Consider the following 20,883-nt stretch of genomic DNA (forward strand, 5'->3'; position numbering starts at 1 on the left):
AGGCATAAATAAATTGGGATGGTATTGGCAAAGAAATCTTAATTTCCCTAATTCTTACAAGTCATATAACTGCTAACTTCGAATATGTCTCTAAAAAAAGCCCAAACAAACGAAAGAGTAAATTTTGGAAAGATCAAACAAGTTACTGAGACACCGGATCTGTTGGCTATCCAAATCCAATCTTTCAAGGATTTCTTCCAATTAGAAACCACACCAGACAAGCGAAACAACGAAGGACTTTTTAAAGTATTTAAAGAGAACTTCCCGATTACGGATACCAGAAATATCTTTAATCTGGAATTCCTTGATTATTTCGTGGATCCTCCGCGTTATACCATCGAGGAGTGTATTGAGCGTGGGCTTACTTATTCCGTACCGTTGAAAGCGAAACTCCGCCTCAGCTGTAATGATGAGGAGCATGTGGATTTCCAGACGATTGTCCAGGACGTGTTTTTAGGAAACATTCCTTACATGACTCCAAGAGGTACTTTCGTTATTAATGGTGCTGAGCGCGTGGTTGTATCCCAACTGCATCGTTCACCTGGTGTTTTCTTTGGTCAATCTGTACATCCGAACGGAACCAAGATCTACTCGGCAAGGGTGATCCCGTTCAAGGGCGCATGGATGGAGTTTGCAACGGACATCAACAACGTGATGTACGCTTACATCGACCGTAAGAAGAAATTCCCGGTTACCACCCTGTTGCGTGCCATCGGCTATGAAACAGATAAGGATATCCTGCAGCTGTTTGGCATGGCAGATGAAGTAAAAGCAGACAAAAAAAGTCTTGATAAATATGCTGGCAAAAAGCTGGCTGCCCGTGTTTTAAGAAGCTGGGTTGAAGACTTTGTGGATGAAGATACCGGTGAAGTGGTGAGCATCGAGCGTAATGAAATTATGCTGGAGCGTGATAGCATCCTGGATGAAGCGAATATCGAAACCATCGTAGACATGGGATTGAAAAGCGTTTTCGTGCAGAAAGAAGAGGTGAGCGGCGATTTCTCCATCATCTACAATACATTAAACAAGGATACATCTAACTCCGAGCTGGAAGCTGTTCAGCACATCTACCGCCAACTGCGCGGTGCTGATGCGCCGGATGATGAAACTGCAAGGGGTATCATCGATAAATTGTTCTTCTCCGACAAACGTTACGATTTAGGTGACGTAGGTCGTTATAAGATCAACAGAAAATTAGGTCTTCCTACTCCGTTAGACATGAAAGTGCTGACGAAGGATGACATCATCTCCATCATCAAGTACCTGGTACAGCTGACCAATGGTAAGGCAGAAATCGATGATATCGATCACCTGTCTAACCGTCGTGTGCGTACTGTAGGCGAGCAGTTATATGCTCAGTTTGGTGTTGGTCTTGCACGTATGGCACGTACTATCCGTGAAAGAATGAACGTACGTGATAACGAGGTATTTACCCCGGTAGATCTGATCAACGCCAGGACTTTGTCTTCCGTGATCAACTCCTTCTTCGGTACTTCCCAGTTATCTCAGTTCCTGGATCAAACAAACCCGTTATCAGAAATCACGCACAAACGTCGTATTTCCGCTCTCGGACCCGGTGGTCTGAGTCGTGAAAGAGCAGGCTTTGAGGTGCGTGACGTTCACTATAGCCACTACGGCCGTCTTTGTACCATTGAAACACCGGAAGGACCAAACATCGGTCTGATCTCTACACTTTGCGTTCACGCAAAAGTGAATGAAATGGGCTTCATTGAAACACCTTACCGCAAAGTAAGAGATGGTAAAGTAGATATGCATAAAGTGGAGTTCCTGAGTGCTGAAGAGGAAGATTCTGTGAAGATTGCACAGGCGAACGCCCCACTGGATGATAAAGGCCACTTCTTAAACGAAAAAGTAAAATCCCGCGAAACCGGTGACTTCCCTATTCTCGACAGAGAAGATGTGGAATTCATGGACGTGGCGCCTAACCAGATCGTAGGTTTGAGTGCGTCGTTGATTCCGTTCCTGGAACACGATGATGCCAACCGTGCGTTGATGGGATCAAACATGCAACGTCAGGCGGTGCCATTGCTGAACCCTGAAGTGCCTATCGTAGGTACCGGATTGGAAGGCAAAGCTGCGCGTGACTCCCGTTTGCAGATTACTGCGGATGGTAATGGTGTGATCGAATTTGTGGATGCAAATGAAATTCATGTTCGTTACGAGCGTGATGAAATGCAGAAACTGGTGAGCTTTGAAGACGATCTGATCGTTTACACACTGACCAAATTCGTTAAAACCAACCAAAGCACCTGTATTAACCTCAGACCTTGCGTTAAGAAAGGTCAGCGTGTTAAGGATGGCGACTTCTTAACAGAAGGTTACGCTACCCGCGGTGGTGAGCTGGCACTGGGACGTAACCTGAAGGTAGCGTTCATGCCATGGAAAGGTTACAACTTTGAGGATGCGATCGTAATCTCTGAGCGTGTTGCACGTGAGGATCTGTTTACTTCCATCCACATCGATGAATATGAACTGGAAGTTCGTGATACCAAACTGGGTGAAGAAGAACTGACTCCGGATATTCCTAACGTAAGTGAAGAGGCTACCAAAGACCTCGACCAGAACGGTATCATCCGTGTTGGTGCACACATTAAAGAAGGCGATATCCTGATTGGTAAAATCACTCCGCGTGGTGAATCTGATCCTTCTCCTGAAGAAAAACTCTTAAGAGCGATCTTCGGTGACAAGGCTTCTGATGCGAAAGATGCTTCTCTGAAAGCGCCTCCATCCACAGAAGGTGTGGTGATCGACAAGAAATTGTTCAGTCGCGCCAAGAAAGATAAGAACTCCAAAACCCGTGAGAAAGCAGCTATCGAGAAACTGGAGAAAATTCACCAGAAGAATGCGGAAGATGTGCTGGAAGTGCTGATGAGCAAATTGCTGGTATTACTGAAGGATAAAACCTCTCAGGGTATTACCAACACTTACGGTGAAGTATTGATTTCTAAGGGTTCCAAGTTCTCTCCGAAGAACCTGGTAAATATTGATTTCATGAACGTAAATCCACTGGGCTGGACAACAGACGAAGTGGTGAACGATCAGATCAATACCCTGCTGCATAACTATAACATCAAGTTCAACGAAGAGCTGGGTCGTTACAAACGTGAGAAGTTCAACATCTCTATCGGAGATGAGCTGCCAGCGGGTGTACTGAAACTGGCAAAGGTTTACCTGGCCAGCAAGCGTAAGTTGAAAGTGGGTGATAAGATGGCGGGACGTCACGGTAACAAGGGTATCGTTGCCAAGATTGTGCGTGATGAAGACATGCCTTTCCTGGAAGATGGTACACCACTGGATATCGTACTGAACCCACTCGGGGTACCTTCCCGTATGAACCTTGGACAGATCTACGAAACCGTATTAGGTTGGGCTGGTCTGAAACTGGGTGTACGCTTTGCGACTCCGATCTTTGACGGTGCTACTACAGATGAAATTGCTGATTATATCAAAGAAGCCGGTTTACCTAGCTTCGGTCACGCTTACCTGTGTGATGGTGAAACGGGAGATCGTTTCCACCAGAAGGCAACCGTAGGTGTTATCTATATGCTTAAACTGAGCCACATGGTGGATGATAAGATGCACGCCCGTTCTATCGGACCGTACAGTCTCATTACCCAACAGCCGCTGGGTGGTAAAGCCCAGTTTGGTGGTCAGCGTTTTGGTGAGATGGAGGTGTGGGCACTGGAAGCATATGGTGCATCCAACATCCTGCAGGAACTGCTTACTATTAAATCAGATGATATCGTTGGTCGTGCCAAGGCATATGAATCTATCGTGAAAGGTGACAACATACCTAAAGCAGGTGTGCCTGAATCCTTCAACGTATTGATCCATGAATTGCGTGGTCTGGGTCTGGATCTGAAATTTGACTAAGAGCTTTTAGCTACCAGCCATTAGCAGCAATGCTAATGGCTGATAGCTTGGATATTTCGCAGGAATAAAATTTTTGTCGCTGGCTTATCACCAACGGCTAACAGCTAAAAGCTAATTACAGATGGCTATCAAGAAAGAAAATCGTCCTAAATCAAATTTTAACAGCATTACCATCAGTCTGGCTTCTCCGGATGTTATTCTGGAGCGTTCATACGGTGAGGTGCTGAAACCTGAAACTATCAACTACCGTACTTACAAACCGGAACGTGATGGTTTATTCTGCGAAAGAATATTCGGGCCTGTAAAGGATTACGAATGCTATTGCGGAAAATACAAACGTATCCGTTATAAGGGTATTGTGTGTGATCGCTGCGGTGTAGAGGTAACGGAGAAGAAAGTACGTCGTGAAAGAATGGGCCACATTCGTTTAGTGGTACCCGTTGTACATATATGGTATTTCAAATCCCTGCCTAACAAGATCGGTTACCTGCTTGGAATGTCTTCCAAGAAACTGGAAACCATCGTGTATTACGAGAGATACGTAATCATCCAGGCGGGTATGAAACAGGAGAAAGGCATGAACTACGGTGATTTGCTCACTGAAGAAGAATACCTGGATATCCTGGACACCTTACCAAAAGACAATCAACTGTTACCGGATGAAGATCCTAACAAGTTTATTGCTAAAATGGGTGCGGAAGCGGTAGAAATGATGCTGGCCCGTATTGATCTGGACAGCCTTTCTTATCAATTGCGTAACCAGGCAGCTACTGAAACTTCCCAGCAACGTAAAGCGGAAGCGCTGAAACGTCTGAGCGTGGTGGAAGCTTTCCGTGAAGCAAATGGAAGAGTAGAAAACCGTCCTGAATGGATGGTAATGCAATATATCCCGGTAGTACCTCCTGAACTGCGTCCGTTAGTTCCTTTGGATGGTGGCCGTTTCGCGTCTTCCGATCTGAACGACCTTTACCGCAGGGTAATTATCCGTAACAACCGTCTGAAACGTTTGATCGAAATTAAGGCACCTGAGGTGATCCTTCGTAACGAAAAACGTATGCTGCAGGAAGCAGTGGATTCCCTGTTCGACAACTCCCGTAAATCCAATGCGGTGAAAGCGGAAGGTGGTCGTGCACTGAAATCACTGTCAGACGTACTGAAAGGTAAACAAGGTCGTTTCCGTCAGAACTTGCTCGGTAAACGTGTGGATTATTCCGGACGTTCTGTTATCGTGGTAGGACCTGAACTGAAACTGCACGAATGTGGTTTGCCTAAGGATATGGCGGCTGAATTATTCAAACCGTTTATTATCCGTAAACTGATTGAAAGAGGCATCGTTAAAACCGTGAAATCAGCTAAGAAGCTGGTAGATCGTAAAGAAGCGGTGGTTTGGGATATCCTGGAAAACGTACTGAAAGGTCACCCGGTTATGTTAAACCGTGCGCCAACCCTTCACCGTTTGTCCATACAGGCTTTCCAGCCTAAACTGGTGGAAGGTAAAGCGATACAGTTGCACCCACTCGTGTGTTCTGCGTTTAACGCGGATTTCGATGGTGACCAGATGGCGGTACACGTGCCTTTGAGCAACGCTGCTGTTCTGGAAGCCCAACTGCTGATGCTGTCTTCTCACAACATCCTTAACCCACAGAATGGTACGCCAATCACCCTGCCTTCACAGGACATGGTTCTTGGTCTGTATTACATTACCAAGGGTAAGAAAACGATGGGTGATGTGGTAGTAAGAGGAGAAGGTAAAGCTTTCTACTCTGCTGAAGAAGTAATCATCGCACTGAATGAAGATCGCATCGATCTGCATGCTCACATCCGTGTTAAAGCTGATGTAAGAACTGCAGATGGTACGCTGGAAAGAAAACTGATCGATACTACGGTAGGTCGCGTACTGTTCAACCAGCACGTACCTAAAGCAGCCGGTTATGTTAATGCCCTGCTGACCAAGAAATCACTGCGTGAAATCATCGGTGATATCATCAAAGCAACAGATATTCCTAAGACTGCGAAGTTCCTGGATGACATCAAACAATTAGGTTTCCGCATGGCGTTCCGCGGTGGTCTGTCATTTAACATTAATGACCTGATCATCCCAGACGTTAAGCAAGACATGATTGATGGTGCTGCCGGTGAAGTAGAAGAAGTTTGGGATAACTATAACATGGGTCTGATCACCAACAACGAACGCTATAACCAGATCATTGATATCTGGTCTCGTGTGGATACTAAGGTGACTGAAACCCTGATCCGTGAGCTGGCAGCAGACAAGCAGGGATTCAACTCTGTATACATGATGTTGGATTCCGGTGCGCGTGGTTCCAAACAGCAGATCAAACAGCTGGCTGGTATCAGAGGTCTGATGGCCAAGCCGCGTAAGAGTGGATCTACCGGTTCAGAGATCATCGAAAACCCGGTATTGTCCAACTTTAAAGATGGTTTGAACGTATTGGAATACTTCATCTCTACGCACGGTGCCCGTAAGGGTCTTGCGGATACGGCGTTGAAAACAGCGGATGCGGGTTACCTGACCCGTCGTCTGGTGGACGTTGCGCAGGATGTGGTAATTAACGAAGAAGATTGTGGTACCCTCCGTGGTATTGCTACTTCAGCGCTGAAAGATAATGAAGAAGTGATTGAAACACTGTACGACCGTATTCTTGGACGTACTTCCCTGCACGATGTATTTGATCCTCATAATGATGATGAACTGATCGTAGGTGCTGGTTTAGAAATCACAGAAGAGATTGCACACAGAATTGAAGAAAGTGCTATTGAAACCGTAGAAATCCGCTCCGTACTGACTTGCGAAAGCCGTCGTGGTGTGTGTGTGAGATGTTACGGTAAAAACCTGGCGAGCGGTTACACTGCACAGAGAGGTGATGCTGTAGGTATCATCGCTGCACAGTCAATCGGTGAGCCTGGTACACAGTTGACACTGCGTACCTTCCACGTGGGTGGTGTGGCCGGTTCTACTTCCGTTGAATCCGGTATGCCAGCTAAGTTTGATGGTACTGTACAATTCGATGGCTTACGTACTACCACCTATGAAAACAATCAGGGTGAAAAAGTACAGATCGTTATCGGTCGTACCGGTGAGTTGCGTATCATGGACGTGAAAAATGATCGTCTGCTGGTAACCAACAATATCCCTTACGGTTCTACCCTGTTGGTAAAAGACGGACAGAAAGTAGTGAAAGGTGATATGCTCTGTACATGGGATCCGTTCAACGCCGTTATCGTGTCTGAAATCCCTGGTAGCATTCGTTTCGACAGCATCATTGAAGGTATCACCTTCCGTGAAGAAGCGGACGAACAAACCGGTCACCGTGAGAAAGTGGTAATTGAAACCAAAGACAAGAATAAGATTCCGTCTATCCTGGTAGAAGGTAATAAAGAAGTGAAATCATACAACTTACCAGTAGGTTCGCACATCGTTATCACTGAAGGTGATAAGGTGAGAGCGGGTCAGGTAATTGTGAAGATCCCACGTATTATCGGTAAACTGCGAGATATCACGGGTGGTCTGCCACGTGTAACTGAGCTCTTTGAAGCACGTAACCCAAGCAACCCTGCCATCGTTTCTGAAATTGATGGTGTGGTAGCATTCGGTAACATCAAACGTGGTAACCGCGAAATCATCATCGAAAGCCGTGAAGGTCAGATCAAGAAATACCTGGTGCCATTAACACGTCATATCCTGGTTCAGGATGGTGACTTCGTGAAGGCCGGTACTTCTCTCTCCGATGGTTCTACTACTCCTGCGGATATCCTGTCTATCAAAGGGCCGTTTGCCGTACAGGAATACCTGGTAAATGAAATCCAGGAAGTATACCGTTTACAGGGTGTGAAGATCAACGACAAACACATTGAGGTGATCGTTCGTCAAATGATGCGTAAAGTAAACATCGAAGATCCGGGCGATACCCGCTTCCTCGAAGGTGATACTGAAGACAGATTTGACTTCTTTGAAGAAAACGATATGATCTTTGATAAGAAGGTGGTAACGGAAGCAGGTGAATCTGCTAACCTGAAAGCTGGTCAGATAGTGACCCTGCGCCAGGTTCGTGAAGAAAACTCCCTGTTACGTCGTGCAGATAAGAAACTGGTTGAATTCCGTGATGCAAGTCCGGCTACTTCCAGCCCGCTCCTGCAGGGTATTACCAAGGCTTCCCTCGGTACCCGTAGCTGGATCTCTGCTGCTTCGTTCCAGGAAACAACCAAAGTACTGTCACAGGCTGCTATCAACGGTAAGACCGATGATATGATGGGTCTGAAGGAGAATGTGATCACAGGTCACCTGATCCCTGCCGGTACTGGTTTACGTGAGTTCGAAAACATGATCGTAGGTTCCAAGGAAGAATACGACATCCTGGCCTCTTCTAAGGAAGTGTTCCAGTTTGATGAAGAAGAATAGTGCTGTAAAGCATTTTCAAACATATAGAAACGGGTGTCTCCATTTGGAGACACCCGTTTTTTGTTTGTGCTGGTTCGTGCTGTGTGCGGGTTGATTCTCCCGAAAGCCAATACTACTTTATCCATAAAAAAAGGACCGCATTGTTTGCGGTCCCCGTTATGAAAGCATTGCAACTTATTGCTTGCCAGCATCTTGTTGCGCATCCTTTTTATCATGCTGTAAATCCTTTACATCATGTTGTTTATCTTTTCTATCCTTATTTAGCTGGCGTTTATCCTGCTGAATATCCTTGTTGTCGTGGTTCCGGTCTTTCCGGTCTTTGTTCAGATCTTTGTCATCCTTGCCCAGGTCTTTTTTGTCGTGGTTAATGTCTTTGCGATCATGCTTCAGATCAGCCTGGTCTTTATTCAGGTCTTTGGTATCCCCGTTTTTGCGGTCTTTAGCGATATCTTTCTTGTCTTTGTTCACATCTTTCCGATCATGATTTAAATCTTTATGATCTGCATTGATATCTTTTTTATCGTGATTGATGTCCTTGTTATCATGTTTTACATCGTTGCGGTCGTGCTGAATGTCCTTTTTGTTGTTGCTGATATCTTTATTGTTGTGTTGAATATCCTTGCGGTCGTGGTGTATATCCGCCTTATCATGGGCAGTACGTTGCTGGGCGCTGATGGTCATGGAAGCAAGGCTTAATGCAAGGGCAGGTACCAGGATAGTTACAATTTTCATTTCTACGGTTTTATTATGTGGAAAAAAATGTTTGAGATGAATAGACTGCCAGGAATAATATTTGTTTAAAGGGGGCCTTTTAAAAACTAATTAAAACCTATTTTTGAATCCGTAAAACGAAGCGGATTTCATGAAATATCTGATCATTCCAATTATCATTGTGCTGGCATTGCTGGGAGCATGTACGAAAAATAGTGACAGCGCAGTGCCTGATACCCATGGCAACTTTGCATTTGTTAATGCAATGCCTGGCGATGTGCAGTTTAACATCAGGCTGGATACGAATACCTTTGCCAGTAATGTAGCTTATAAAATCAGTACCGGGTATAAATCGTACCGGGCGCAGAAGTATAACCTCATCATTACCACTGCTGCCCGACCTGACGTTATTTCCTATAAAGGAGAGATCTTTTTAAGGAATAATCGTTTCTACACTGCGTTTGTAGGAGCGGATAGTCTGAAAAGGCCCATTTTGATTGTTACAGAAGATGATTTGACGCCTTTAAGAGATGATAGCGCAAAGGTCAGGGTAATTGATTTCAGTGAGGGATTTAAGCCGAACAGAACGCCGCTGGGAATGGATATTTATTTTGGTAAACCTATATTTTTCAAAGGACTTACCTTTCCTGCGCAAACAGCTTTTGCACCATTGGTCGGAGACAGCAGTTACACCGTAAATTTCAATTATGTAGATGCCGCCACCGTGCTGAAAACTATTTCACTGAAAACGCAGAAAGGCAAAGTGTATACATTGGTAACCGCCGGCTATCCACTGGATCCGGCCAGGTTTGATGTACTGACCATACAACATAATTAAGCAGAAAGCGGAAAGCAGAAAGCAAAAAGCTATTGAGGCGAATGACCGAAGTAACAGAATAGTGAGCTATTCCTTTCGATCATTCGCCTCAATAGCTTTTTGCTTTCTGCTTTCCTCATTATGCTTTTCCAAAGCTTTATTTTAATTTAACGGAGTAATTGTTCTGCAAGGGGATGTAAATAAATAAATTGCGCGTTATTTTCAGAGACAAACGTTGGTAATATGAATGACTACAAAAAAATATTTCTGCTTGGAGGAATGGCCATGCTAGGAACTGTAGCAGCAGGCGCACAACAGGCAGCGGCGCCTTACCTGGATGCCTATACGATCCCCGTTAAGAAAAAGAATGCAGTAATAGGAAAGATATATGATAGAAACGGGAACTTGGGCTCAGCTGTACTCCTGGAAGATAAGTCGGGTTTATTCACGATCAGCGGGAATGAACTGAAACTGAAAAGGAAAGTCAGTGTAGGTGTGGATAGTCATGTTACCTATCCTGTGCGTATTAAAGCAGGGGATGATACCGCTGATTTTCTGCTGGTAGCAGATGATTTTATCCGCAACAAGGTAGTGGCTCACCGGGGCGTCTGGAAGCATCATGAAGGCAGTCAGAATAGCCTTACTTCTCTGAAAGACGCCATCAAGCTGGGGTGTGAAGGATCTGAGTTTGACGTTTGGTTATCTTCAGATGATCAGCTGGTAATATCGCATGATCCGGAGATAGGAGGAAAGAAGGTAGAAGAATCTACCCTGGCGGATTTACAGGCCGTACAACTGAAGAACGGAGATAGGGTGCCTACATTGGAAGAATATATTAACACCATCATGGAGCAGCAAAAAACCAGGCTGGTATTGGAGTTGAAGCCATCTGCCAAAGGAAAAGGGGAGCAGTTGGCTACCCAGGCAGTAGCAATGGTGCACGCCAAAAAAGCACAGGCCTGGATGTTTTATATCAGCTTTGACTATAATATCTGCAAGAAAATAAAGGCGCTGGATCCTACAGCGAAGATTGCCTATCTCAATGGAGATAAAACGCCGGCCCAATTGCAGGCGGATGGCATATGGGGACTGGATTACAACCAGCAGGTATTTAAAAAAGATCCGCAGCTGATTACGACCGCAAGGCAGCAGCAGGTCACCACAAATGCGTGGACTATTGACAATCCGGAGATCATGGATGGATTACTGAGGGATGGTATTGATTTTATTACCACCAACGAGCCTGAAATCCTGTTAGAGAAGGTAAAACATTAATATTAGTTAAAACCGAGCTAAAAAAACTAATCGGAATATGAAAATCCGGTAAAAACGTTATTTTAGCCGTTCCATTTTAAAAATGTACTAAAAAGAAGCAAATCCACCTATTAACATGCGCACTCGTAAACAATTAGTGACTAAAGGATTTATAGCGGCATTAGCAGCCGGATTATTAATGTCTTGCCAGAATAAAGCTGGTAACAACACACCAGCTACCACACCAGCAGCAGGCACAGGTACTCCGGCAGCAGGTAGTTTCAAAATTGCGTATGTAGATTTGGATTCACTGGAAACGCATTTCGAGTATTTCAAGGAAAAGAAGGGCTTGCTGGAACAGAAGCAGCAACAGATGGACAATCAGCTGAAAGGTAAGGCCCGCGCTTTACAGGCTGAATATGAAGATCTGCAGCGTAAAGCAAATACGCTGACACAGGAACAGGGAGAGGCTGCACAACGCACTCTGATGTCCAAGCAACAGCAGCTGGAGCAGGAAGCGCAGAACCTGCGTGCTTCTTACGCAGAACAGGAAACTAAATTTAATGAGGAATTGCAGAAAAGACTGGATGATTTCCTGAAGACTTTCAATGCAGACAAGCGTTTCGCTTACATATTCTCTTATCGTAGTAATGCCAGCAACATTCTGTATAAAGATCCTGCTTACGATGTAACAGGGGACGTTATTAAAGGAATGAATGACAATGGTGCTGCTGCGACAAAATAAGCGCATAAAACCATCGAATTTTTTTTCTACCTTATAGTCCCGGTTCCCTTATGAACCGGGATTTTTTATAAACAACCATATGGAAATCAACCAAACTAAATCTTTCAAACCATCCCTGGGATTGTTAGATGCGACCATGATCGTAGCCGGTTCTATGATAGGTTCCGGTATTTTTATTGTAACGGCAGAGATAGCGCGCAGTGTAGGCGGCGCTGGCTGGATTACTGCCATGTGGGTACTGGCAGGTATCGTTACACTAATTGCCGCCCTGAGTTACGGAGAGCTATCCGGTATGTATCCCAAAGCAGGTGGGCAGTATGTATATCTCCGGGAGGCTTACAACCCTTTTATTGCTTTCTTATTTGGCTGGACCCAGTTTGGCGTGATTCAGACTGGTACTATTGCGGCTGTGGCAGTGGCCTTTGCGAAGTTTACCGCTTATCTTATTCCCGCTTTCAGTGAAAAAAATATTTTGTTAGATGCCGGCTTCGTGCAGATTTCCGCTGCACAGATAGTGGCCATTGTGTCTATCATCTTACTAACGTTTATCAATACACGTGGTGTTCACCATGGTAAAGTGATACAAACAGTATTTACGCTGGCCAAGCTGTTATCCTTATTTGGACTGATTATTTTCGGATTTGCTGTTGGCGCCAAAGCGGAGATCTGGAACGCTAACTGGCAACATGCCTGGGATGCTGCCGCAGTTACTTCTCAGAATGGAGAGGTAGTCACTGCCGCCTTATCGGGACTGGCTTTATTTGGTGCGATTGCAGTATCCATGAAGGGCTCTCTGTTTTCGAGCGATGCCTGGAACAACGTTACCTTCATTGCAGGAGAAATTAAAAACCCAGCAAAAAATATTGGTCGTTCCCTGTTCCTCGGAACGCTGATTGTGACCATCATTTATGTGAGCTGTAACCTGATGTACCTGGCAGTATTGCCACTGAATGAAATTGCTTTTGCTGCCAACGACCGTGTAGGCGTGGCGGCGGCCGCGAAAATCTTCGGTTCTTATGGTGCTTATATTATTGCTGTGATGATCATGATTTCCACTTTTGGCTGCAATAATGGTCTGATATTATCCGGGGCAAGGATCTATTATACTATGGCAGAAGATAAGTTGTTTTTCAAAAAAGCCGGGGAGTTAAACAAACACAGTGTGCCTGCCTACGGATTATGGATACAGTGTGCATGGGCGTCTATGCTCTGTCTTACAGGCAGATATAATGACTTGCTGGCGTTGGTAATATTTGGTGTATTAATATTCTATGTGCTGACCATTATGGGCATTTTTATTTTAAGAAAAAAGCGCCCGGAAATAGAAAGGCCTTACAAGGCTTTTGGTTATCCGGTATTACCGCTGATATATATCATCGTGGCATTATCGCTGGCTGCCTTGTTGCTGGTATTTGAAAGCAACTATACCTTACCAGGATTAGGCATTATTTTATTGGGTATTCCGCTCTATTATATCGCTATGGCACGTCAGCCGAAGGCGTAGTTTAGCTAAAACGGACAAAAAAATCAGATATTTACAACGAAAGTTGTATGAAAAAATGTGGCCACTGCAGTGTATACTGCAGTGGCCACATTTAATTTGCACTAAGACACACGGGACATGGTGATGTCTGAGAATTGAACCCTAATATTTAGAAAACCCGGTAATTTTAGAGAATATTAAACAAAGGAATTGTCAACATAAGCAAAGGAAATCCCATAAAAATAGTGGTAAGAGACCACTTCAATTTATGAAATTCAACGTCTGTGATCTGGCCCTGTAATTTGTGACCTGGATTTTTGTTAACAATTGCAGTGATTATTTATTTTTTTATTTATGCCCTCAAATAAAACGTTTAGCCATTAGAGTGATTGATATTTACTTCATGCAAAAAACATTCAAAAAAACATAAACAACTATAAAAATATTATTGCCAACATATGGTGTGTAACAACATCATTTTAGGGTAAAAAGGAACTTAAGGTGGTATAACCTTGACGGCATTTCAACCCCAAGATAACCATTAAAAGCCTTCACGATTTGCATTCTCGAACATTCACATGACAATCTTTTACAATAAGCGTATGGTTTCTACCATGCGCTTCTTTTTTAGCTATTAGCTGTTAGCAGTTAGCTTTTAGGAGGATGCGGGGGCGTTTCGGGGTAAAAAAGGTTGGATTAAATATTTTCGGAATGTTAACTGCTAAACTAACTGCTAAAAGCTAAAAGCTAATAGCTGTTTTTTGTACATTTGCGCCATGTTTACACAACTGTGCAATAAGATATTTAACCAGAGTATCGCGGCCTACCATGAGCGCAACGATGTGCATCAGGCTATTTCCAATCCTTATGAAAAGAGCAGTATTGAACACCTGCTTTTCCTGAAAAACTGGATAGACACGGTGCAGTGGCACCTGGAAGATATTATCCGTGATCCTAAAATAGACCCGGTAAAAGCCCTGGGCATTAAACGCTGGATAGACCGTTCCAACCAGGAACGCACCGATGTGGTGGAATATATCGACAGCTATTTCCTGGAAAAATTCAGCAAAGTGGCGACTGCGGCAGATGCCAGCATTAATACGGAAAGTCCGGCCTGGGCAATAGACCGTTTGTCTATCCTGGCGCTGAAGATTTATCATATGCAGGAAGAAGCCAGCCGTGCAGATGCTACACCCGAGCACCGGGCGGCCTGTCAGAAGAAACTGGATATTCTCCTTAAACAGCAACAGGATCTGGGAACAGCCATAGAAGCGCTGCTGGCAGATATTGAAGCAGGTAAAAAGTTCATGAAAGTGTACAAGCAGATGAAGATGTATAATGATCCTTCTCTCAATCCTGTTTTATACAAAACCGAAAAATAAACCTGCAATCATTGGGCACTGTTAAAACGATATTGGTTACCCGGTTGTCTGCCTTGGGCGATGTAGCCATGACCATTCCTGTGATGAAGCAGGTACTGGACTATAACCCCGATGTGGAGATTGTTTTTGTGACCAATCGTAACTGGGGTGCGTTGTGTGCAGGAATTCCCCGGCTTACCTTTTTTCCGGCCGATGTAAAAGGAATACATAAAGGGGTAAAAGGTTTATACCGTTTATTCCGCGAGGTAAAAAAGGCGTATCGAATTGATGGAGTAGCCGATTTGCATAATGTGCTGCGATCAAAAATTATCCGGACCTTTTTCCGTTTGACTGGTACCCCGGTAGCATCGATAGATAAGGGCCGTGCAGAAAAGAAAGCGCTGACACGCCGGGAGAATAAAGTATTGCAGCCACTTACCCCTACTATTGAGCGTTATGCCGTTGTTTTCAGGCAACTGGGGCTTCGTTGTGAAATGGGCAATAAACCCGTTTTTCCGCCCCGTCCTTTGGCGGAATCTATTACGGCTGTCACTGGTATTAAGGGTGCAGAAAAGTGGATAGGAATGGCTCCTTTTGCCACTTACCGGGAGAAAATGTATCCGCTGGAAAAGATGACAGCGGTGCTGGAAATACTGTTGCAGGAACCGAAACAACGGGTACTGCTGATGGGAGGCGGGAAACAGGAAGTGACACTGCTCACAGAGTTATCTGCAAAATATCCGGAAGCTATTGTGATAGCGGGGCGTTTTTCATTAACAGAAGAGATGACGATCATCAGCCAGCTGGATGTGATGATCAGCATGGATTCCGCCAATATGCACCTGGCCTCTTTATTTGGGGTGCCGGTGGTATCGGTTTGGGGCGCTACTCATCCTTTTGCAGGTTTTATGGGATATGCACAACCGGTAGATAATGCTGTACAGATCGATGATCTTTCCTGCCGGCCTTGTTCCGTATTTGGGAACAAACCTTGTTTCAGAGGGGATTACGCCTGTATGGAGTGGATAAAACCAGTACAGATAGCGGAGAAAGTAAATGAAATAATTTTATAACGTTTGCTGTAAAGGATTTTGTTGCCAGGGAGGCATAGAAACCGTACGGATATTAGGGCGGTGAATAAGCGGAGTTTGTGATATAGTACTGTAGCGGGTTTTAAAGGATATTTAAAAAATATTGCAAGTTTTTTTTGCAGAAATAAAAAAAGTTATACTTTTGCCATCCCAAACAACAAGGGTATTGCCCAATAGTATAATGGTAGTACAGCAGATTTTGGTTCTGCTTGTCTTGGTTCGAATCCAGGTTGGGCAACTACGATAAAAGAAAAGGCCGGAGAATTTCTCCGGCCTTTTCTTTTATACAGCATTAGCTGATGACATTCATTAAAAGGGATCAAGTTGAAGACCAGTGAGATAGTGTAAATTTTAAGCATAAAGTTTATAAGGCATAAGGAACCCCCATCATTATAGTCAACATTACCCACAAAGTGTATTGTTATTATGTAGATTCTGTCGGATCTCTGCCTGACAACCGCTATGTACCTATAGAAGTACTGCAGCAGAGGTGGACTTGATGTGGACTTGATGTGGACTTGAGGTGGACTTGATGCGGGGATGACTTCCGGATGTACAACCGAATCAGAAGATAGATGGAGATCAGAACCAGCCATAGCAGCGCTGTTGTAACAGGCTGTAGCTTGGCGAATGGTGTTTAGAGAATATTGAAAAAAGATATTCCCCAAGTTTTCAACTTAAAAGCAGAAAGCCGCAGTGATTGCGGCTTTCTGCTTTTAATGAATGTTTTTTAACGCTTAATTACAAGGGCCGAACCATGCCCAGGCAGACGAAAATCCTGGGTATTGAGCCTGGTTAGTGGTTATTGCCTGATACAGGTTACCGTTGTAAACCACTCTCTGTCCCGGATAATACATGAATCCATAAAAGAAAGGAGGGACACCCACGCAGGAGACTCTGGCTGCAGCCTTTTTAGCTGTAATAGTGGATTTGGGGCCTGCTGCGTTCACGCTGGTCAGGAAAAGGGCAAAACATAACAATAGCAAATAGCTCACTTTGGTTTTCATAAACTAGAATTTAGGTGTATTCAAAAATATCCTGAGCCACCGCTATCTCCTCACAGTGGCGAGGAAATTTATGATGATCGTTATTGGGCCCGGAAATGTTAGAAACTCATCCTGTAAATCTTATGTCCTCCGTAATCTACTACGTAAATATTTCCTTGTTTGTCTGACAATAGGCCTGCAGGCGCTATAAAGTGGACTAGTTTGCCATCACTGAATACAGCAGATAATGTGCTTGCCAAACCATCTTTGGAAATTTTACGGATATGACCATTAGCGGCGCTGCTGATGTACATATTACCGTTTATGTCTATCGCTACGCAAGTGGGATTATTGAATTGGGCGCTGGCAACTGCACCATCAATATTTCCGGCGGTTCCGTTACCAGCCACGGTGGTTGTGGTGCCATCCATACTTATCCTTCTTATCCGGTTATTCCCTGCATCTGCCACATACAGGTAGGATGTTGCAGGCGATGCCTGGTAAAATGCTATCCCTTGTGGTTGTTTGAAACGGACGGCCGTGCCAACGCCGTCTGCGAACCCTTCGGTACTGCCAGCCAATGTGTTGATGGTTTGAAAATCTGTGATTTTGCTGATCCGGTGACTGTATTTTTCGCTGGTATATATCAGTGTGTTATTGGTTGCATCAATCGCTACACTATTGGGTTCCCAAAGAATCGACTGACTTCCGCTGCCGGCATACGTGAATACCAGCCTTTCACCGTCTATAACACGTATCCTGTTATTGCCGGCATCTGCCACTACAAGGCCATGTGCATACCGTGATGCCAGACCTTGCGGACGATTAAAGCGTGCCTCTCCGGCGCCTCCATCCGCAAAGCCTTGTGAACTGCCCACATAGGTGCTAACTACTCCCTGCGGACTGATGACGCGGATACGGTGATTGCCTTCCTCACTGATATAAATATTACCGTCAGCATCAGCGGCGATACCATATGGGTTATTAAATTTTGCTGTAACATTGTTACCGTCCTGGTAACCTTGTTCGCTACCAGCTATAAGCGTTACCCTGGCTGTTACAATTCCTTCGTAAATACAAGAGAGATACCGGCTCGTGAGGGTGTTTGTTTGTACAGCTATATTTACATTAGCAGGGTCGTGCAGCTGGATATTGTTTTTTATGGGCAGTATGAATTTTACCTGGGTATTAGTCCATGAAAGAATAGCCGGGGTTATTTCAGTATCCCGATAGTTTATTTTTATGGAAGAAGGCAGGCTGCGATCGCCAAAAAAATTTCCTGCGATCGTGATGGTATCTCCGGCTGTTAATATGGTCTCGCCATATTTTGAGGTTAGCGTACGAGCCTGCGGAATCACCTGCAGCTGGTAAGTATTGCTTGCGTTGTCGCGGCTGGTTATCCTGAAATCAGCGAAGTTTAGCGGTACGTTTGCCGTTACAGTGGTATCATTTTTTATAAGTATCTGCTCTCCTTTGGCAGGATCGTATTGGGGATGGCCGACCCGCACGATGTCATCAAAAGCAATATTTACATTATTGACGTAAACTTTGATATCAGCATTGTTTCCTGAAACGTTTTGTACGTTGATGGCGTAACCTGATCCGTCATACCAGCCATGTTCTGCTTTTGTGATCAGGGGGTTAGCTGTTGCAGTAAAAGTAAATACGGGACCTTTGGCTGTCTGACCACCTACTGATACAGTTACCGGCCCGGTGCTCCCACCTTGCGGCGCGTAGACTTCCAGTGAAGTATCAGTCGCCTTTTTTATCTCGGCAGGTTGCCCGTTGAATTTTATTGTGTCTTCTCTCAGGATAAGGCTGAATCCCTTTCCTTTGATTGTGACGAGCGTATTGACTTTACCGCTATTCGGAGTGATGGCGTCAACTGATAGTTCATATCCCAGTAGTGTATTATTTACTTTCCTGCATCCGTAAAAGATAAGTATGAGAAAGGATATTGATAACAACATTGCCTGTATGACTGACATCCGTTTCATGATCTTTTTTTTATCATTTCACCTGTATTGTTTTTATCTCACTCAAAGCCGATTCTTTTCCATTCAGATATACTGCTTTTATGGCGTATTGGTAATTGCCTGTTGAGGGAGTATCTTCATAACTTTTGCTGTTACCGGTAATATTTCCAGCCATCTTCAGCCCTGTATTATTGAGTCCTTTAAACAGCACATAATAACTGATATCCTGACCCGGCGGGTTCCATTTAAGCAGCACCTTATTTTTATCCTGTGCTTTTGTAACTTCAAAATTGTTGATGTTACCTTTATAGCCTTTATCATAGGTATACACCTGCAAAGGGAAAGATTTTCCAGCGCTTAACTGGCTGCTGTCGAGTGTTTCAATGGAATATGAATAGTGATGTTGCGGTGTAATTCCGCGATCTGTAAAAGCAGTATCTGTAGCTGGTAATGTTGATAATAATTCCCATGTATCTGCACTGTCTTTTTTCCGGTACAACAGTTGCCTGGCAGCGTCGGCGCTTGCACTTCTGTACCATTTTATGATCACACTGCTGTCGGTAACCATAAAGCCATGAATGACGGCCGACACAGGGGGTATTTTATCCGGCTTATTCAACTCAAGTATAGAAGAGGCCAGACTTGCATTCATAGCGCGGTCGTAAGCGATCACTTTATAGTATATTTTTTTTGTTAGCGTTTTTAGCGTGATGGAATCGGTAAAAAGACTGTCTGTACTGAGCTCTTTATTCAGTGGTGTAAATTGATGATCAGGTGCATTGGCGAAAAATATTTTATATCCTGCGAGGTCGGCTTCTTTGCCCCAGTTCCAGTGAATATTTACCCGGCCGCTGGAATCGATACCACCGGTAAGTCCCTGTGGCTGTGCCGGCGGTGTATGATCATCCACACTTGTATAGGCAGGCATGGAACGGCCAGCATTTCCGGCAGTATCTACCACTGCCACTATATAATAATTGGGTGCTAAGCCAGCAGGGCTTTCATCAATAAAGCCTGTTGTTGCAAATGGAAGAAGGTCTTTATTGATGGGGGTATAAGGACCTTCCAGGTTAGTGCTTCTTCCAACTACATAACCTTTAAAATCGGGTTCTTTATTTTTTTTGCTCCACTGAATTGATATTTTTTGTGTGCCGGGTATATTTTTTATTGAGGTAATCAGGGGTGGTTGTGGAGAAGTAAGATCAAGTCCTGCAGTGATAATAGTGGGAGATGGATCTGAAACATCTCCAAAGGCATTGATACCGCTTACCCGGTAATAATACTTTTTATAATTTTGTGAGATGGAATCGCTGTATTCAACCACCTGTTTTAAATTCGTTGCATGCTGGAATGCCACATATGGCATTTGAGTAAGACGGCGGAACTGTTGGCCATTCTCCGATCTTTCAACTATGTAGCCGGAATAACTGTTGGCAGGTGAAGTATTCCAGAATAGTTTGATGAAACTGTCGCCTGGGACGGCGGTAATACCGGAAAATTTTTGTCGGACATATTTTTCCGATCCATTGATCAAAATGCGACCGGTGTCCCGGGGCAAACCCTGGAGTTGATTGCCTGCGGGATATACCGAATACAGATAATAAAGATCTTTTTTTACATTCCTGTCTACAAACCGCAGCCCCAGACCGTTTGCTATTGCAGGACTGAAATCTGCCAGCATCATCGCGTAACCATAATGGTTTTGCTGCTCATTATATTTATCAAAAATAGTATTGAAAGAATTGCCTTCCTTGCTGTTGTTAAATGGCACCGTTTTTCCGTAAAGGATCTGGGCAGCGAGCGTAGAAAGCGTATCATGAGATGATTTGAAATAAGCAGCCCACTCATTTAGTTGCCAAAGGTGAACAACAACTGAAGAAGAATCTATCCGTTTAAATACATTTTTCCCGCTCTTCGTGAAAACCATTCGCCGGAATACAAAGCCGTTCTTTTGGGAAAGCATCCATAATATCGCATTACCGGGCGCCCAGCGCACCACAATAGAATCACCGTAGTTGTTAGCGATAATGTGCATGGCAGCATCGGTAGAATCTTTCCGGGAACGAACTATTTTATCCGTTTTCTTTTGTGAAAATGCCGGAAATGAAAAGCACAGTAGTAAGAGAATAAGTATTGGTTTCATCA

Annotated in this window: 12 protein-coding genes and 1 tRNA gene; 9 read left to right on the forward strand and 4 right to left on the reverse strand. The window is 44.3% G+C overall.

Features of this window, described 5'->3' with window-relative positions:
• The first annotated feature begins 84 nt into the window (after positions 1–84).
• Together rpoB and rpoC are read left to right on the forward strand one after the other, a co-directional pair.
• A complete protein-coding gene (rpoB, locus tag AC1DCV_RS01820; RefSeq protein WP_477021560.1) occupies positions 85–3,894 on the forward strand; it encodes a DNA-directed RNA polymerase subunit beta in 3,810 nt (1,269 codons plus the stop codon).
• A 121-nt stretch (positions 3,895–4,015) separates the two neighbouring features.
• The gene (gene rpoC / locus AC1DCV_RS01825) at positions 4,016–8,314 is read left to right on the forward strand and encodes a DNA-directed RNA polymerase subunit beta' (protein ID WP_477021561.1); all 4,299 of its coding nucleotides are present in this window, start codon (positions 4,016–4,018) and stop codon (positions 8,312–8,314) included.
• Positions 8,315–8,488: 174 nt separating this feature from the next.
• Here rpoC and AC1DCV_RS01830 read toward each other — a convergent pair whose 3' ends face one another.
• The gene (locus tag AC1DCV_RS01830; protein WP_477021562.1) at positions 8,489–9,046 is read right to left on the reverse strand and encodes a hypothetical protein; all 558 of its coding nucleotides are present in this window, start codon (positions 9,044–9,046) and stop codon (positions 8,489–8,491) included.
• Positions 9,047–9,176: 130 nt separating this feature from the next.
• Between AC1DCV_RS01830 and AC1DCV_RS01835 the strand changes: the two genes are divergently transcribed.
• The 7 genes from AC1DCV_RS01835 to AC1DCV_RS01865 all read left to right on the forward strand — a co-directional run bounded on the left by AC1DCV_RS01835 (position 9,177) and on the right by AC1DCV_RS01865 (position 16,014).
• On the forward strand, positions 9,177–9,863 hold the full coding sequence (locus tag AC1DCV_RS01835) for a DUF4397 domain-containing protein (RefSeq protein WP_477021563.1): 687 nt from the start codon (positions 9,177–9,179) through the stop codon (positions 9,861–9,863).
• A 222-nt stretch (positions 9,864–10,085) separates the two neighbouring features.
• Complete coding sequence (locus AC1DCV_RS01840) at positions 10,086–11,117, forward strand: glycerophosphodiester phosphodiesterase family protein (RefSeq protein WP_477021564.1); 1,032 nt, start codon at positions 10,086–10,088, stop codon at positions 11,115–11,117.
• Positions 11,118–11,232: 115 nt separating this feature from the next.
• Entirely contained in the window at positions 11,233–11,841 is a 609-nt protein-coding gene (locus tag AC1DCV_RS01845; protein WP_477021565.1) for an OmpH/Skp family outer membrane protein, read from the forward strand.
• 79 nt (positions 11,842–11,920) lie between these two features.
• Positions 11,921–13,345 carry an APC family permease gene (locus AC1DCV_RS01850; RefSeq protein WP_477021566.1) on the forward strand — a complete coding sequence of 475 codons (1,425 nt, stop codon included), beginning with the start codon at positions 11,921–11,923 and terminating at the stop codon, positions 13,343–13,345.
• Positions 13,346–14,100: 755 nt separating this feature from the next.
• A complete protein-coding gene (locus AC1DCV_RS01855; RefSeq protein ID WP_477021567.1) occupies positions 14,101–14,706 on the forward strand; it encodes a DUF4254 domain-containing protein in 606 nt (201 codons plus the stop codon).
• Positions 14,707–14,717: 11 nt separating this feature from the next.
• The gene (locus tag AC1DCV_RS01860; RefSeq protein WP_477021568.1) at positions 14,718–15,758 is read left to right on the forward strand and encodes a glycosyltransferase family 9 protein; all 1,041 of its coding nucleotides are present in this window, start codon (positions 14,718–14,720) and stop codon (positions 15,756–15,758) included.
• 185 nt (positions 15,759–15,943) lie between these two features.
• Positions 15,944–16,014: transfer RNA gene (locus tag AC1DCV_RS01865), tRNA-Gln, on the forward strand.
• A 499-nt stretch (positions 16,015–16,513) separates the two neighbouring features.
• On the opposite strand, the gene AC1DCV_RS01870 is transcribed toward AC1DCV_RS01865, so the two are convergent.
• The 3 genes from AC1DCV_RS01870 to AC1DCV_RS01880 form a co-directional block, all read right to left on the reverse strand.
• Positions 16,514–16,783 (reverse strand): hypothetical protein, encoded by a 270-nt coding sequence (locus AC1DCV_RS01870; RefSeq protein ID WP_477021569.1) that lies wholly within the window; start codon positions 16,781–16,783, stop codon positions 16,514–16,516.
• 98 nt (positions 16,784–16,881) lie between these two features.
• Positions 16,882–18,759: an IPT/TIG domain-containing protein gene (locus AC1DCV_RS01875; protein ID WP_477021570.1), complete on the reverse strand. Its 1,878-nt coding sequence runs from the start codon at positions 18,757–18,759 to the stop codon at positions 16,882–16,884.
• A gap of 13 nt (positions 18,760–18,772) precedes the next feature.
• Positions 18,773–20,881 (reverse strand): hypothetical protein, encoded by a 2,109-nt coding sequence (locus tag AC1DCV_RS01880; protein ID WP_477021571.1) that lies wholly within the window; start codon positions 20,879–20,881, stop codon positions 18,773–18,775.
• Between the last annotated feature and the right edge of the window lie 2 nt (positions 20,882–20,883).

The organism is Chitinophaga sp. 10T418, from assembly GCF_056394125.1.

Bases quoted from the DNA above. Each gene is read 5' to 3' on its own strand.
- AC1DCV_RS01830 (WP_477021562.1), bottom strand. From the start codon at position 9,046: ATGAAAATTGTAACTATCCTGGTACCTGCCCTTGCATTAAGCCTTGCT.
- AC1DCV_RS01870 (WP_477021569.1), bottom strand. From the start codon at position 16,783: ATGAAAACCAAAGTGAGCTATTTGCTATTGTTATGTTTTGCCCTTTTC.
- AC1DCV_RS01875 (WP_477021570.1), bottom strand. From the start codon at position 18,759: ATGAAACGGATGTCAGTCATACAGGCAATGTTGTTATCAATATCCTTT.
- rpoB (WP_477021560.1), top strand. From the start codon at position 85: ATGTCTCTAAAAAAAGCCCAAACAAACGAAAGAGTAAATTTTGGAAAG.
- AC1DCV_RS01850 (WP_477021566.1), top strand. From the start codon at position 11,921: ATGGAAATCAACCAAACTAAATCTTTCAAACCATCCCTGGGATTGTTA.
- AC1DCV_RS01855 (WP_477021567.1), top strand. From the start codon at position 14,101: ATGTTTACACAACTGTGCAATAAGATATTTAACCAGAGTATCGCGGCC.
- AC1DCV_RS01840 (WP_477021564.1), top strand. From the start codon at position 10,086: ATGAATGACTACAAAAAAATATTTCTGCTTGGAGGAATGGCCATGCTA.
- rpoC (WP_477021561.1), top strand. From the start codon at position 4,016: ATGGCTATCAAGAAAGAAAATCGTCCTAAATCAAATTTTAACAGCATT.
- AC1DCV_RS01835 (WP_477021563.1), top strand. From the start codon at position 9,177: ATGAAATATCTGATCATTCCAATTATCATTGTGCTGGCATTGCTGGGA.
- AC1DCV_RS01845 (WP_477021565.1), top strand. From the start codon at position 11,233: ATGCGCACTCGTAAACAATTAGTGACTAAAGGATTTATAGCGGCATTA.
- AC1DCV_RS01880 (WP_477021571.1), bottom strand. From the start codon at position 20,881: ATGAAACCAATACTTATTCTCTTACTACTGTGCTTTTCATTTCCGGCA.